The sequence below is a fragment of the Actinobacillus succinogenes 130Z genome, assembly GCF_000017245.1.
GTDB lineage: Bacteria > Pseudomonadota > Gammaproteobacteria > Enterobacterales > Pasteurellaceae > Exercitatus > Exercitatus succinogenes.
Genome location: NC_009655.1, coordinates 863,681 through 879,100, shown reverse-complemented (window position 1 = coordinate 879,100; position 15,420 = coordinate 863,681). Strand labels below are relative to the sequence as shown.

At 39.7% G+C, this 15,420-nt stretch carries 15 protein-coding genes; 1 reads left to right on the top strand and 14 read right to left on the bottom strand.

All coding sequences use genetic code 11. From position 1 onward, the window contains the following. Positions 1-87 precede the first annotated feature (87 nt). The 9 genes from ASUC_RS04230 to pmbA form a co-directional block, all read right to left on the bottom strand. Positions 88-1,413 carry a DUF6418 domain-containing protein gene (locus ASUC_RS04230; RefSeq protein ID WP_012072566.1) on the bottom strand — a complete coding sequence of 442 codons (1,326 nt, stop codon included), beginning with the start codon at positions 1,411-1,413 and terminating at the stop codon, positions 88-90. 1 nt (position 1,414) lies between these two features. Then, the gene (locus ASUC_RS04225; protein WP_012072565.1) at positions 1,415-2,512 is read right to left on the bottom strand and encodes a CDP-glycerol glycerophosphotransferase family protein; all 1,098 of its coding nucleotides are present in this window, start codon (positions 2,510-2,512) and stop codon (positions 1,415-1,417) included. Next, positions 2,509-2,967 carry a glycerol-3-phosphate cytidylyltransferase gene (tagD, locus tag ASUC_RS04220; protein WP_012072564.1) on the bottom strand — a complete coding sequence of 153 codons (459 nt, stop codon included), beginning with the start codon at positions 2,965-2,967 and terminating at the stop codon, positions 2,509-2,511. The genes ASUC_RS04225 and tagD overlap by 4 nt, the downstream gene beginning before the upstream one ends. Continuing rightward, the gene (locus tag ASUC_RS04215) at positions 2,949-4,205 is read right to left on the bottom strand and encodes an oligosaccharide flippase family protein (protein WP_012072563.1); all 1,257 of its coding nucleotides are present in this window, start codon (positions 4,203-4,205) and stop codon (positions 2,949-2,951) included. Before ASUC_RS04215 ends, tagD begins: the two co-directional genes overlap by 19 nt. A gap of 6 nt (positions 4,206-4,211) precedes the next feature. After that, positions 4,212-5,018: a DUF4422 domain-containing protein gene (locus tag ASUC_RS04210; protein ID WP_012072562.1), complete on the bottom strand. Its 807-nt coding sequence runs from the start codon at positions 5,016-5,018 to the stop codon at positions 4,212-4,214. Beyond that, positions 5,011-6,051: an LPS O-antigen chain length determinant protein WzzB gene (locus tag ASUC_RS04205; protein WP_012072561.1), complete on the bottom strand. Its 1,041-nt coding sequence runs from the start codon at positions 6,049-6,051 to the stop codon at positions 5,011-5,013. The genes ASUC_RS04210 and ASUC_RS04205 overlap by 8 nt, the downstream gene beginning before the upstream one ends. A gap of 144 nt (positions 6,052-6,195) precedes the next feature. Beyond that, positions 6,196-7,407: an RNA-binding domain-containing protein gene (locus ASUC_RS04200; RefSeq protein WP_012072560.1), complete on the bottom strand. Its 1,212-nt coding sequence runs from the start codon at positions 7,405-7,407 to the stop codon at positions 6,196-6,198. 44 nt (positions 7,408-7,451) lie between these two features. Further along, positions 7,452-7,988, bottom strand: a complete 537-nt coding sequence (gene hpt / locus ASUC_RS04195) for a hypoxanthine phosphoribosyltransferase (protein WP_012072559.1) — start codon at positions 7,986-7,988, stop codon at positions 7,452-7,454. Between the two features lie 181 nt (positions 7,989-8,169). Next, on the bottom strand, positions 8,170-9,525 hold the full coding sequence (gene pmbA, locus ASUC_RS04190; RefSeq protein ID WP_012072558.1) for a metalloprotease PmbA: 1,356 nt from the start codon (positions 9,523-9,525) through the stop codon (positions 8,170-8,172). Between the two features lie 149 nt (positions 9,526-9,674). Here pmbA and yjgA point away from each other — a divergent pair, with 149 nt between their 5' ends. Further along, entirely contained in the window at positions 9,675-10,220 is a 546-nt protein-coding gene (yjgA, locus tag ASUC_RS04185; RefSeq protein ID WP_012072557.1) for a ribosome biogenesis factor YjgA, read from the top strand. A 159-nt stretch (positions 10,221-10,379) separates the two neighbouring features. Here yjgA and ASUC_RS04180 read toward each other — a convergent pair whose 3' ends face one another. From ASUC_RS04180 to gss, 5 genes are all read right to left on the bottom strand, one after another. Continuing rightward, positions 10,380-11,060: a M15 family metallopeptidase gene (locus ASUC_RS04180; protein ID WP_012072556.1), complete on the bottom strand. Its 681-nt coding sequence runs from the start codon at positions 11,058-11,060 to the stop codon at positions 10,380-10,382. 41 nt (positions 11,061-11,101) lie between these two features. Continuing rightward, a complete protein-coding gene (gene dapE / locus ASUC_RS04175) occupies positions 11,102-12,232 on the bottom strand; it encodes a succinyl-diaminopimelate desuccinylase (protein ID WP_012072555.1) in 1,131 nt (376 codons plus the stop codon). Between the two features lie 54 nt (positions 12,233-12,286). Continuing rightward, positions 12,287-12,820 (bottom strand): REP-associated tyrosine transposase, encoded by a 534-nt coding sequence (locus ASUC_RS04170; RefSeq protein WP_012072554.1) that lies wholly within the window; start codon positions 12,818-12,820, stop codon positions 12,287-12,289. A gap of 231 nt (positions 12,821-13,051) precedes the next feature. Further along, positions 13,052-13,399 (bottom strand): ArsC family reductase, encoded by a 348-nt coding sequence (locus ASUC_RS04165; protein WP_012072553.1) that lies wholly within the window; start codon positions 13,397-13,399, stop codon positions 13,052-13,054. Continuing rightward, complete coding sequence (gene gss, locus ASUC_RS04160) at positions 13,396-15,282, bottom strand: bifunctional glutathionylspermidine amidase/synthase (protein WP_012072552.1); 1,887 nt, start codon at positions 15,280-15,282, stop codon at positions 13,396-13,398. The genes ASUC_RS04165 and gss overlap by 4 nt, the downstream gene beginning before the upstream one ends. Between the last annotated feature and the right edge of the window lie 138 nt (positions 15,283-15,420).

The window sequence follows — 15,420 nt, the reverse complement described above, 5'->3', positions numbered from 1 at the left end:
AGTTTTCATTTTAATAACCGAACATAAATAAACGTTCAGAATTAGAATCCAAAATACAACTTTGATAAGCATCAAATTTTACCTAAATTAATTCGTCTTTCTAATAATTCTCATTTGATGATAAACAGCATAGGCAATAATGGTACAAATAATTAAAAAAATGAATTCCAAAGAGAAAAATTTATAAATATCCCCATCTTTTACTCCTTTTCTAATAATATAGAAAAACCTAGCAGCGATTAATGACATAAAAAGATCACCACTGCTAATTGTATAACCTACTAATTTCACCCATCCCCCTAATAAAAAACCTAGAAATAACATAGCAAATGCACCAGTATATTTACCTAGATAGTAATAAAGGAGGGCTGGAGTAGAGTATACATAACGAGATAGTTTATCTAATTTCCATTCAAACCGTTCTGGTGTTGTATTTAATTGCATTACTTTATACATACCAACATCATATTGATTTAATTCATTATAATTTAAATAAATATTTAATTCTTTCTTAAGTTCATCTTTTCTAAAATCAGAATAATAATTTTTATATGTAGACCACCATAACTGCCCCTCCTGTGATAATCTTTGCTGAGTATAATCTAGTGGTTCAAACGATGGAAAGTAATACACATTAATATTAATAGCCGCAAATACAAATAGAGATACTGATAAACCAGCTACAAAAATTAATTTTAGCACCTTATCTCTAACAACTTTAATAACAAATGGCAATAAGAATAAATATAAAACTTCAACTAAATTCCAAAATTTATGACCTTTAAGTAAAAAAGCAAGCTCAATCAAACAAAGAAAGAAAATATAAATTTTCTTTTTTTCCTTAAGAAACAATAGTCCCAATCCAAAAGAAAAATAAAAAAGTATATTAGTAACCTGCCCGAATTTACCTAAAATTGCTTTATCATATTCAAACCTATCTACACCTAGAACCGGAGCCGGTTTATGTATTATAATTAACGAGTATGTTAATAACAGTAAAGATACTAAACCCAAAAGGAAAAATAATTTGTAATTAATTTTTGAAGTAGCTATTCTTTCTAAATTTTTCTCTCTAACAATTAAATTAATCCCTAATAAAAAAAACCATTGATATAAAAGTAACAATGGAATACTGTGTTCATAGCTAATATATTGTTCAACTTCATATAAATAGTAACTACTATCAATATGCTCAATAGCAAAAACACCTAATATGTTTAGCAATATCGCCAATATAGTTATAGAATTTACAAAATTTCTCTTAGGATTAATAACAATATCTAAGAGTAAGATACTTAAAAATATCCCCAAAAGCACAAAATCATTTATCTCATAAATATGCTCGATAGAGAACAAAGATAATGAGACAAATAAGACAGTTAAAATAAATTTCAGTAATACAAGCAATTGCATATTAAACTAACTTTGTTGAGTACGGTTCAAAACGTTTGGCATTTTTGTCACACTTATAATGAGATAATGCCAATGCCTGAATAAAATCATCACTTTCAGTATATAACTGAAACGGTAATACTGAAATATCAATATAAAACTCTCGGCTATGGGTTAAGTAATTTTTCATATCCGGACAAAATAAAACCACCGGAATACCACAATATAAGCAATCAAACATTGTTGAAGAATAGTCTGTAACTACCACAAATGCGTCATTGACCAACTGGTAAAAATCTTCGCCTCTATCTGCTAATTTAACATTACTTAATGATTTCGATAAATGAATTGTCCTGTCTGACGGATGAGCTTTAATAAAGAATGTTAATCCAAGATTTTTCATTACTTTATTAAGTTTTTCGACATCACAGTTCTTTTCAAAACAGAAAGAAGCATCATCACGCCATGTCGGTGTATATAAAACACATTTTTTTTCTTCTATTTTTTGATACTTTTCCTTAATCGTCTCAAGTCTAGGTGGAAAAGCTTCGATAAATACATCGTCTTGCACGTCAAATGCTGTTTTAAAACAAGATTTTTCATACTCTGAGCAAACTAATAAATAAGTCGGACGAACAAACAAATGTGGATAAATGTATTTAAAAATATACTCATATTTATTGCGGATAGAGTAAAAACCAGTAGTAACATCCCTCTCAATTTTTTTCAATGGTGTTCCATGCCATACATTAAACAACATCGCATTTTTAGACAGCCAAAATGAAATATCCGAAACATAACTAGAATAAACAAATGTTCCTGCTGTTAAAGAATGATAGATTCCTTTTAAAGAATAAAGATTATAGTAAATATTTTCTCCAGATAGCTTATCTAAGCTGTCTTTAATATTTGCATTACGATAAATAAAAATTTTCTGCTTATTCGGTTGATAAGCAGTATCTAAATATAGAGCTTTAACATTACCGCTCAAAGTCGCTGTATGAGTGCCAAAAACTATCTTCCCTTGATCTCTTCTAGCCAAGCCAGAAAACATATACACCAGCCAACCAACTAGAGCAACCAAAGTTGAAAGCCCTAATTTTACTAACTTCTTAATCATTCCAGCTCACTTTTTAATTGTTCTAAAATATCGAAAGCTTTTAAAATTTCTTCTTTAGAGATAGAAAAAGTTTTTAATGCTTGCTTAATTTGAGTCGATGAAATATCTTTTGTACGCTCAAGATAAACAACTTCACAATATTCTTTTAAGAAATCAAACTTCCCTTCCCAATCATTACCTATAGCAAAAATATCCACATCATATTTCTGAACATCTGTTATTTTCTGTTCCCAGCTGGATTCAGGAATCACTAAATCAACACACTTGATATTTGCAACAATTTCAGCTCTATGTTCATAAGGTATTACTGTAGTCTTGCCCTTTCCTTGATTAAATTCATCTGTAGACACGGCCACAATTAATTTATCCCCCAAAGCTTTTAAACGTTGTAATAATTTGAGATGACCAATATGAAAAAGATCAAATGTTCCATAAGTTATAATTGTTTTTGCCATAATTTGTTGCCTCTAATTTTCATAATACGGTAAATAAATACGAAAGATTCTGTGATTAGCACCATGTAAGCGACTGAATATAATGTTATTTGATTCAATAAAATTAATACTACTAAACCGGCTATGTGCAAGATCGATGCATAAATTACGCTCATATTGGCTTCTTTTGAATAACCTAATGCACCGAGAAATGGATATCCTAATAATATACTAGGAACAACAATCAAAGATGCAATTAGAAAAATATTAAATACCACTATAGATTCCATACCAATTTTCTGGGTAAAAAGAATTTCAAATACATCTTTTATAATAAAGAAGAGAATAAAAATACCTACTACATTCAAAATAACAGAAACTTTAAAAATTTTTTTGAATAAGCTAATATTTCGTTCTTTTGCAATATACGGATATAACACCTGTGACAAAGGTGTATAAAATGCTTGTAACGCTTTATAAAGTTGATCTGCTATTGCATAATAACCGACAACTGAATTTGATGAAAATAGACCAAGAACAAATGAGTTTGCCGAAGTATACATACTCAAAGAAGCTCTAGATAAAAAGAATGTTGAACTTTGCTTAAAATAAAACCATAAAGTAGCAGGTTTTTGCCAACTTATTGTTTGTTTTAATGATACATGAATAATCCACAATGCAATTAATGCTGCAATAACTAAACCAACACCATTAAATAAAGGTACTAATAGATAATCAGAGTTTTCATTAACAAAGATAAAAATACATCCTGTAAATAAAACTTTCGAGACAATATTTACTATTGTGATATATTTCATTTTTTCTATTCCCTGAAAATACCATATAGGAAATAATGCTTGTCCTACCACCCACAAAAAACTCAAATAATAGACGAATTTAGTTTCTGAAAATCTTTCAGAAAGATGAATAATTACAGTTAATAATACAAATGAAACAAGAATTAATAGACATTTAATAATCATAACCGAACTATAAACTTCTGTCAGTTTTTCCTTGTTATCACGATAAATCGCTACATCTTTTGTAGCTGAAAGGTTAAACCCAAAGTCAACCAGAATATTAAAAAACAAGATAAAAGACTGTGCAAACATTACCAAACCATAGGTTTCGACGTCCAGCACCCGAACAAGATAAGGTAATGTAAGAAGTGGTAATGCATAGTTAACCATTTGTAAAATAGTTAACGAAAAGAAATTACCAAATAATCTCTTTTTATGCACAGTATCAATATTACTCATTAGCTATTAAAAACTCTTCTCGTATTTCTTACCAAAAAACTTCGCCATTAAAAAAGCGGTTCCTTTCTTCAACCAATTAATTTTTTCACCGTAAACAAACGGAATGGCTTTTACTTTTAATGGTTTTGATTTGGAATATCGTTTTAGCCATACATTGAATAACAGCTCACTCACACGACCATAAAAACGGGCGTGGAATGAAGAATATTGTTCAGCTGGGATTCGTTTTTCCAGTTCAAAAAGTACAGGGAATAGCCAAGAGCAATAATCATTCACTAATTCTTTAGACATAATGAACATATTGAACATATGCCCACCACGCTGTTTCATTACTGCATCAAAACTCGTTAAATATTCACCGCACTTTTCGGCAATAATTTCACGTGTAACATCTAAATGTTCGGCGTGTAGCGTATTGGCATAATGTGAATAAAGCGTTTCAATATAGTAATTGCGTTTACTTGGTACAATTACGTCATATTCGCTTAATAATTGACTGGCTTCTTCATGCGTTAAATATAGCGTTTCTAACGGATTATTCTTGCGAGCTGAACGACTTTTTACGCTGAAAAAACGGCGATAATGAATTAATCCCAGATAATCATTCGGCAAGTTTTTCCACGCCCAATAAAGCCCTGTCAGTTCACAAAAATTCGCATTTTTTTCAGAAATATTCTCGCCAGTGTCATCACCTTGATAACCTAAATCAGTTTTACCTAATTTACCTACGTGTAATGGCAAATATATTTCATCAGACGGCATAAAATGCTGCTTGTGTGTAGCAATAATGATTTTAATATCTTTGTTATTCATTATTATTACCGCCTAAAATCTGTTTACCAATAACCCAGACACATCCCAAAATCCCACCTAACACAGCGCCAACAAGTAATAAAATCACACGTTTAGGCCAATCACGTTGAACCGGGTAACTTGGTGAGGCTTGATAAGTATAAGTTTGCGCTGTCAATCCTTTAACTGCATTTTGTAACGCTTTCAGTTGGTTAATTTGTCCTGTGATAATTCTTAATTGCATGCGAGAATAATCATCACCATAAACTAATAAAGCCATTGCTGGATCTAAAGCAGAATCTTGAGATGACTGGGAAGCGGAATTCAAATTGGTTTGAGGCAGAGACTGAGGAATAGCATTTAACGGTTTAGCATTTTCTGTATTCTGTTCTTTTTGCACCACTAACGATTCTTCAATTTCTTTTTTTTCATTGGTTAAATTATCAATTTGTTGTGCAATTTTCATTTGAAATTCGTTCTTATCTAATTCAAATGCTTTTTCATTAATAAAATCAACAAATTGTGCTAAAGTTTTTTGTGCATTCTCAGGTGTTTGGGCGGAGAAACTGATTTTATTACCAAACATATCCGCATTTTTCTTCGGATCCGGACGAACTACGGCTGTGTATTCTGTCGTTAAAGCAGATAAAATTTTACGCTGGGCTTTTTCATCTTGATCTTGAATCAACCCTTTATATTCATCGGATTGAGAAAAGAAATTTCTTCTCTCATTTTGAGAAAAGGCAAGACGATCAAATTTTGCATATAAACTTTTTGATACCGTATCTACTGTAATATCAGGTAATTTAGCAATCTGGGCGAAACGCAATTTTGCATTTCCGTAAGCCCCCATATCGACACCGGTAGGCGCAATGACCTCAGCCGTTGAAGTCCATTTTTCTGTTGCCGTAAAGGCATAAATAGCCGCAATTATCGCAAATAAAAAAGCAGACAATATCACTGTCAGTTTTTTCTTCCATAGAACCTTAATTAAATCAATCAGATCGATTTCATTACTTTGCTGAGGTATGCTTGGATGATTAGAAAATGTCATAAAACTCTCTCAAAATATAAGTTATTAAATAAAATCGGGTAGCATTAAAAGCTTATCGTCATTGGTTTTCTCAAATTAAAAGTATTTTATCCATGATATTGGCATTTGCGCTATCATCAAAAAATTAAGTTTTTATATCGATATTTAACGTTTATAAAACACCGTTTTTAAATAGTCTTCCGTCAGAATGAAGTCCGGATCTTTACCGCTGGCTTCTCTGACTAACGGTACAATCTTGGTTCGCACTCCCATGCCGCGGGAATCCACATAGCCGTAATCTTTCATCACTTCCATAATAATCGTATTCCGGGGCGAACGCTGCCCGGCTTTCATTTTTTCAATCGTCATCGAATTGGGCAAAATACCCGGGCTAATCACCTCTAGCCGATCAGAATAAACAATGACGTCAATCTCAATAAACCTTGTCCAGTCTCTATGTGCGACAGCATTAGCCAGCACTTCTCGAAGCGCTTCCCAAGGATATAACCATTTTTTAACCCGTCGCGCATTTTCATCAATGGAGTCGGACTCTTCGGAAATGAAGGGCGCTAATAACTCAAGCGCCTTCTCAATAAGACCTTTCTCAATAATTGTTTTATCAGTATCAATCCGCCCGACAATTGCGCTATCTAATAATGTATCTAATTTAGCTTGATAGACTTTATCCTTGCTATCAAAAACCATTAAACGTAATCCGGATTGCCGTAATTGGCGATGAGGCGATTTTCCAAATAACACCAATCCTGCAATAGTACAATAGATAGTATCGTTAGATTCCGTGATAAACCCTAAATTTAATAACCGATTTTTCCACTCATCTTTCGTGAGCGGCACTTCAGGGTCTCGCAAAACCACCGAAAGATAATTTTCTAAACGGGCAAAATCAAGGGAATCCATACTTGTATTAGGAACCGGCATTATTTCAGCATGCAACATTCCTCCAAGCTGAAATAATCGCGCTTGCTGCTCTCTTGTAGCAAGACGAGATGAACTCCCTAATCGAATATAAATTTCTTCTTTACCGTTATGTTTCATGACATAGGGTTTAGAAATTCCGGCTGGAAATTCAATAACTGCAATTTTCTTCCCATCAATGTCTACTGTTTCATAAAATGGAAGAATGATCGGATGAACTTTATTTTGAAATACATTTATCACCCATTCTTCTAAATTTTTGCGTTGAATTCCCGAAATAGAACCGTCATCTTCTACGCCGAGCAAAATTTTTCCACCCATAAAATTCGCCATCGCAACTATTTCTTTTGCCAATTGCTCCGGACGGATATCATCGCGTTTAAATTCAATAATCGAATTTTCACCGTTACGTAAAATTTCTAATAATTCATCTTTCTTCATTTATTGTTCCGAGAACTACACTAATAACGCAATTTAGCCGATAATCATTCCAACACCACTTTCCCGATAAACCCTAAATTACGATAACGTTGTGCATAATCAATGCCGTAACCGACCACAAATTCATCAGGAATTTCAAAACCGACCCACTTTACGGGAACGGAAACTTCTCGGCGGGAAGGTTTATCAAGCAGAGTGCAGATGGAAAGACTGGCGGGGTCGCGCAGGGCTAAAATGGCATGTACTTTATCCAGCGTGTAACCGGTATCGATAATGTCTTCCACTATCAACACGTGTTCGCCTTTAATGTCGCCGCTTAAATCCTGACTGATTTTTACATCGTGGTTTGAAGTCATACCTGTGCCGTAACTGGCGGTTGTCATAAATTCCACTTCCACCGGTAATTTCAATTCCCGCACCAAATCCGCCATAAATATAAACGAACCGCGCAACAAACCGACAACAATCAGTTTATCAATTTGTTTTTGTTGGTAAAATGCCGTAATTTCTTCGCCTAACGATTCAATTCTCGAGCGCACTTCCCGCTCGGAAATCAGCACATCCACATGATGCTTTTTCATTCGTTTACCCTTGCTAAAATTTTTTCGATTATAGCAAAAAAAAAACTGAAGTCATACAACTTCAGTTTTTACCCTAACGAATTTACTTTCTACTCTACCTGTCGGAGCATCTATGCCTTAACAGATACTCACAGTTTAAAGATAATGAGAATCATTGTCAACAACAATTTATAAGATTTAATTAATTCCCTGAAATCTTCATATTTTCCAACAGAATAGAACCGGTTTGAATATTGGAGCGATGTTCTATATCGTCCGCCACCGCAACGATATTTTCCAACATTTCAGACAGATTACCGGCAATGGTAATTTCCGACACCGGATATTGAATTTCACCGTTTTCCACCCAAAAACCCGATGCGCCGCGGCTGTAATCGCCCGTCACCATATTCACGCCCTGTCCCATCAAATCCGTCACCAGCAAACCGGTGTCCATTTGGCGCAAAAGTGCGGTCAAATTTCCCGCTGAATTCGGTTTCACCAACCAGTTATGAATGCCGCCGGCATGTCCTGTGGTTTGCATACCCATTTTTTTCGCGCTGTAACTGGTAAGTAAATAGCTTTGCAACACGCCGTTTTCGATAATCTCGCGAGCTTGGGTGCGAACCCCTTCGCTGTCAAACGGCGTAGACGCCAATCGGCCGATTAAATGCGGACGTTCGCTGACTCGGAACCAGGCGGGCAGAATTCGTTGTCCTAATTTATCGAGCAGAAAACTGTTTTTTCGATATAAACTGCCACCGCTGATTGCCGCCGCCAAATGCCCGATTAATCCCGTCGCCACATCGTTCATAAAAATCACCGGACATTGCTGTGTAGCGATTTTTTGCGGTTTCAGATGGGAAATAGTTTTTTCTGCCGCGTGTCGTCCCACCCATCCCGGACTTTCCAGTTCGTCAAGTTTGCGGGAAACCGTGTATTCGTAATCGCTTTCCAATTCGTCATCCGCACCGCCCAATACGGAGCAGGAAACGGAATAACGGCTGGACAAATAACTTTGTAACATACCGTAACTATTACCGTATACGCGCACTCCCTGATGAGAATTAAACGACGCACCGTTGCTGTTCACAATACGCTTGTCGTAATCCAAGGCGGCGGATTCCGCCTGTAAAGCCAGTTCCGCCGCGGCATCCACATCCACGTCCGACGGGTGGTATAAATCCAAATCCGGTGCGTCGAATGCCATCAGTTCTTTCGGCGCCAAACCCGCGCAATCGTCGGGGGACGTATATTTCGCAATCGCCAAAGCGGATTCCACCGCATTTTTAATGGCTTCGCGGCTTAAATCCGAAGTGGACGCATTCCCTTTTTGCTGCCCTAAATACACCGAAATACCCAACGCGCCGTCATTATTAAATTCCACATTTTCCACTTCGCGCAAACGGGTGGAAACGGACAAACCGCTCACCTTTGTGACAGCGACTTCCGCCGTCGCACCCGCTTTGGTCGCGATTTCGACGGCATAACTCACCGCCTCGCGCAATTCCTGTTCCTGCGCCTTCAAAAGTGCGGTCGGATTTTGTTCTGTTTTCATTGGTTTTCCTTAAAACGTAGGGTGGGCTTGCCAGCCCACCACATAACTTTAGGTTAACGGTGGGCTGGCAAGCCCACCCTACCGAATATTTGTCGCATTGTAGCTTATTTGCTAGAATGTCGCAAAATTCAAGAAGGTAGGAAAAACTTATGAAAAAACGCGGCAAAAAGCCCGAATTGGATTGGACGGACGACGAACAGGAAGAAATCATTTGGGTGAGCAAAAGCGAAATTAAGCGCGACGCGGAAGAATTAAAAAAACTCGGTGCAAGATTAGTGGAACTCTCGCAAGCCAATTTAGACAAAATTACACTTGCTGAAACCTTGCTTGACGCGGTGAATTTAGCGCGCCGTTCGGTGAAAGAAGCGAAACGCCGTCAGTTGCAGTTTATCGGTAAATTACTACGTTCCGCGACAGAAGACGAAATTAATCATATTCGCGAAAGCCTGGATAAAATCGCGAACAAGCATAATCAGCAGCAAGCCATGCTGCATAAATTGGAACAATTGCGTGATGAATTGGTTGTCGGCGATGACGAGGTATTAACAAAATTTTACGATGAATATCCGCAGGCGGATCGCCAGCATTTACGCAATTTGGTGCGCGCAGCGAAAAAAGAAAAAGAACAAAATAAAGCACCGAAAGCATACCGTGAAATTTATCAATATTTAAAAGATTTGATTTTAAGCGATTAAACGTAGGGTGGGCTTGCCAGCCCACCATTGAAATTAAATCAAATTTATCGGCGGACCGGTAACCCAACATTGGAATTGAATCAAACTTATCGGCGCGCAGGTAACCCAACATTGGAATTGAATCAAACTTATCGGTGGGCAGGCATGCCCACCCTACATTCATACTATAAAGCGTGCGAAAATCTCATCTAAATGCGTAATTAAACAATCTTTCCCGCCGATTTCTTCATTTTGCCAACCGGCAATCAGCACCTCACAATTAAACTGCTTTTTCGCTTGTTCCGCCAGCGGTAAATAACTGAGATGCCAAGGCTCGCGTCCCACCTCGAGCGGCTTTTGCGATTGCATAAACGGCAAAGCGAAATCGAATTTTGCCAAGTTGTCTGCCAGCCATGCGGTTAAATCCGCAAAGTAACCGCCTTGTTCGTATTCCCAAGGTTCAAGTTGCAACGACTGTTCTTCAGGAATCAAGTCGGGATCCCAAAAATCGATTTCCGTTCCCCAGTGATGACGGCTGGCGCCCGGCAATGCCGACCAGCGCAAAATCGCCTGGCACTTTTCCCAATCCGAAAGTGCGGTCAAATTTATCGCATTTCCGTAATCATCATGCACCTTGCGTTCGCCGTTAAACTTTCCGTTCCAAATCGACTGCTGTCGCTGAAAATCACGAAAACTGCTGGCGGGCTGTAAATTAAAACCGTTTTCGACCGCACTTTTCTGCAATGCCTGAAATGCCCGTACCGTTTGTGCCTGCAGAAAATGATTCGGCGAATAAAGGCAAGGCAGCGAAACTAAATGCGTGCGAACCTTACCGGTTAATTGTTCGGGGGTTAATTTCATGTGTTGTTATCTGCATTCTCGTCGCATTACGGTAACTTCTATTAATCAAGAAGGTTAACCAGCATTTGATTATAAACGGCGCCCAACGTGACTAAATCCGTTACGCTGACACGTTCGTCCACTTTATGAATGGTAGCGTTTAACGGGCCGAGCTCCACCACTTCCGCTCCCATTAAGGCGATAAAGCGTCCGTCGGACGTGCCGCCGCCGGTGTCCAGTTTAGGCTTAACGCCCGCAACGGATTCCAGGCTGTCTACCACGGCATCCACTAATTTTCCCGGTTCGGTGAGAAACGGTTTGCCGGATAAATTCCATTCGATACGATATGCTAAGCCGTGTTTTTTCAACATTTCCGCTACGGTATTTTTTATAAACTCATCCGTCACTTCCGTGCAATAACGCAAATTAAACTGCACGTACAATTCGCCCGGAATCACATTATTGGAACCGGTTCCCGCCTGAATATTGGCGATCTGCAAACTGGTGGGCGGAAAAAATTCATTACCGTTATCCCATTGGTAGGCGGTTAACTCCTGTAAAAACGGCAACGCTTTATGCACCGGATTTTCCGCCAAATGGGGATACGCCACATGTCCCAGAACGCCTTCGATATAGAGATTACCCGTGACGGAACCGCGACGTCCGTTTTTGACGATGTCGCCTAATGTTTTCGAGCTGGAAGGTTCGCCCACCATACAGAAATCAATCTTTTCTCCGCGTGCCATCAGGGTTTCCACCACGCGCACCGTGCCGTCTTTGGCTGCCGCTTCTTCATCGGAAGTAATCAAAAATGCAATCGTACCGGCGTGATTCGGGTTGGCTTTTACGTATTCTTCCGCCGCCACGACCATCGCCGCCAGCGAACCTTTCATATCCGCCGCCCCGCGTCCGTACAACATATCGTCCACGATTTCGGCTTCAAAAGGCGGATAAACCCACTGGCTCTTATCGCCGGTCGGCACCACATCCGTATGTCCTGCAAAAGCAATAACAGGTGCGCCGCAACCATGTTTCGCCCACAAATTCAGCGTATTGTTAAAGGGCATCCATTCAATGGTGAAACCCAGTTTTTCCAACCGTTGCGCAATCATTTGCTGACAACCTTGGTCATCCGGCGAAACCGACGGACGACGAATTAAATTTTGTGCCAATTCAATAATGTTATGTTTCATAAATCCTTTTTTACATCATTTGTAGGGTGGGCATGCCTGCCCGCCAATAAGCTATTATTCAAAATCAAAACGGAAAATTTCATTACCAATATCTCCACCCCAATCTTCATCAAAAATGCCGCGTCTGACATCACGATGAAATGATGAATATTGCCAATCGCTAACTTTCGTTACATATCCATGTTTAACCGGATTATAATAAATGTAATCCATATGATTGTTCAAATCCAAATCATCTCTGATCAAATGCTCCCAAAACCGCCTTTGCCAAATACCTTTTTCTCTCTTCTTTAATTGACTTGCTGTTTTATCCGTTCGATTCTTTATACGCCTCGAAAAATTTGTTTTAATCACACCAATTCGTCGGGAATAATGACTATCGCCTTCAGGCAACTGCATAATAATATGAAAATGATCAGGCAATACTACAATTGCAATAGTTTCAAAGGGATAATAAGATTGAACTTCGCGATAAGCTTCGCGAAAATCGGCAATAAAATCAGTTAACAATGTACTTTTACGATCTAATAATACTATCGTAAAAAAATACATTGCACCTTCAGTAAAATCACGACGATAGTTAGACATTCTCCATATTCCGTTAATTGGTGGGCTGGCAAGCCCACCCTACATAAATCCTTTCTACGTCAATAGGATGGGCATGCCTGCCCGCCGTTCAATCGACAACCCCATTATCCGGCGACACCGACGGACCACGAATTAAATTTTGTGCCAATTCAATAATGTTATGTTTCATAAATCTTTTTTTTACATCATTTGTAGGGTGGGCATGCCTGCCCGCCGTTCAATCGACAGTTTTCATAGACGGAAGGCTTGCTTATAAGCTTTCACATCAAACCCGATCAACGCTATATCGTCTTGTAAAATAATCGGGCGTTTAATTAAGGTGGGGTGCTCCGTCAGCACGCGAAGTGCGGTCGGTTTATCCAGTGTTTTTTTCGTGTTTTCGTCCAGATTTCGCCACGTGGTGCTGCGTTTATTCACTAACGCCTGCCAGCCGAATTGTGCTTCGGCGCGCGCGAGAAAATCGGGTTCCAAACCCTCTGTGCGGTAATCGTGCAAGCGGTATTCGATACCGTGTTCCGTCAGCCATTTCAAGGCTTTTTTCACGGTGTCGCAATTTTTAATACCGTAAACTATCATCATTTTAAGAAATCCTTATCTGAAATTACGCGAAGCGGTTGCATATCGCTGCCGCCCACAATAACACGCGTCGGATCGGAACGCAAACAGCTGCCGCCGTAATGCCCGCCTACGGTAAAAGTACAAATTTGGATATATTGTTCTTCCGCTTTCGGCAGGCACCAAAGCCGTTGGTAAATATTGGTTTGCGCCTCAAATTTGCCGAAAGTGCGGTCGGAAATCTCGCCGTTTTCGCCGATCAACTGTACATTGTCACCGCGACGTCCGCCAATCGGTTTTCGCGCATAGCCGCATTTTCGCAATCCGTCCGTCAGTTCGAAATCCGCTTCCAGCAAATAACGGTGATACGGAAACAACGACCACAGTACCGGCAGAATCGCTTTATTGCTCGGAATTGCCGTCCACAGCGGTTCGTATACCAGCACTTCCGGACGTAGCAATACGTCAATCAAGCGGACTTTATCTTCCGGATAACCCGTGCGGATCGGCGGCGCCACTTCGCTGTCCCCGGCATCTGCACGTAATTGTTCCAACACGGTTTCCCACGCCCAGGTTTTCCACACCGTACGGACCTGATTGTCGTCGTCATCCAGCAAATTACCGCGTATATCCCAATGCAACCCTTCCGTGCCGTGCATAATTTGGGTGGCGAATCCCGCCTGCGTCAAAGATTTTTGCATAAACAGCGCATGATAATCTTCTTCTAAATCATTATCCTGCATGATATGTACCAATGGTGTCGCCTGACTGTGTTTCCAGCAGTCCGCCAGCACATCGCGCAAATCCGCCCCCGGATTTTTGCCTGCGGTTAAGCCCGCCTGAACCGCCCATCGGTTCAGAATATCGCCCGCTTCCGCGTGGCAGGAAGCGCTGTCCGCATTGTATTCGTAAACTTTCAAGCCGTTTTTATCCATACAGAAATCCAATCGCCCGCTAATGGTTTGGTAACGGCGGTTTTGCCAGGATAAACGCAAACGCGGCCACAACAGTTTCGGAATATTGAACAGTTTCAGGAGATTATCGTCTTTCAGCACTTTATCGGTAGCATGCAAATACATTAAATGCAGTTCGTTGGTGGCGCGAATCAATTCCTGATGAGCGGATTCGGAAATCGTGAAATAACGGTATTGATCGGTGCGGCTGACACAATGTCCTTGCATTGCCGTGGCAAAGGCTTTTTCAAAATCGTTATTTTCATTCAGCCATTTGCCGTCGAATTGACCGTGATTTTCAATGTGATTCGCTTTGATTTCCAGTAAATCCCGTTCCGGCATAGGTTGCGGAATGCTGAAAGACGTGTCGTCCGTTTGAATCATCCAGCCCAGGATTTCCGTGTCGTCAAAAGTATCATGCAGCAAATAACCGTTTTCATCGACGGTCATCGGCAATTCCCGCGTCCATTGCTGACCGCTCGGCAGGCGGGAATGCAACACGTTTTGTTCCGCAATGCGGATTTTGTTATCCAACACTTCCGTAATAATCGCTACGTGTCCGGTATGTTTGAATTCGCCGCCGTCCTGCCAAATCAATAATGCGCCGGCTTCGGGCTTTTTCTGACTGCCGTTGGCGAATGCCTGTAACGGTAAAATAGCGTCGTTCACCACTTGACGCAGAAAACGTAAAGCAAAAATTTCATACGCCATGCCCACATCCGTAAACACCCAACCGTGATTGAGATAAAGATAGCGACGGGCGAATTCCACACACTGCCATTTGTATCCCATATATTCCCGCCCCACATAACTGCGAAACGCCGCGTCATCCGGGTATTCCTGTTTATCTGCGGTTTCATAATCCGACGAGTAAATCGCAATGCCGCCCGGTGCATAACCGAGCAGGCTGCCGAAAGGATCGTGGGTGGGAATATTGGGGGATATGTCAGGCATACTGCGCTCCTAACCGAAATGAATAAAGGAAAGAAAGCGTTAGTATAGATCCGATTAGGCGGGAAAACAAAAGTGCGGTCACAAAATCAAAAGATTTTTCGACCGCACTTTATCAGAATTTATAATGATCGCTTCAAA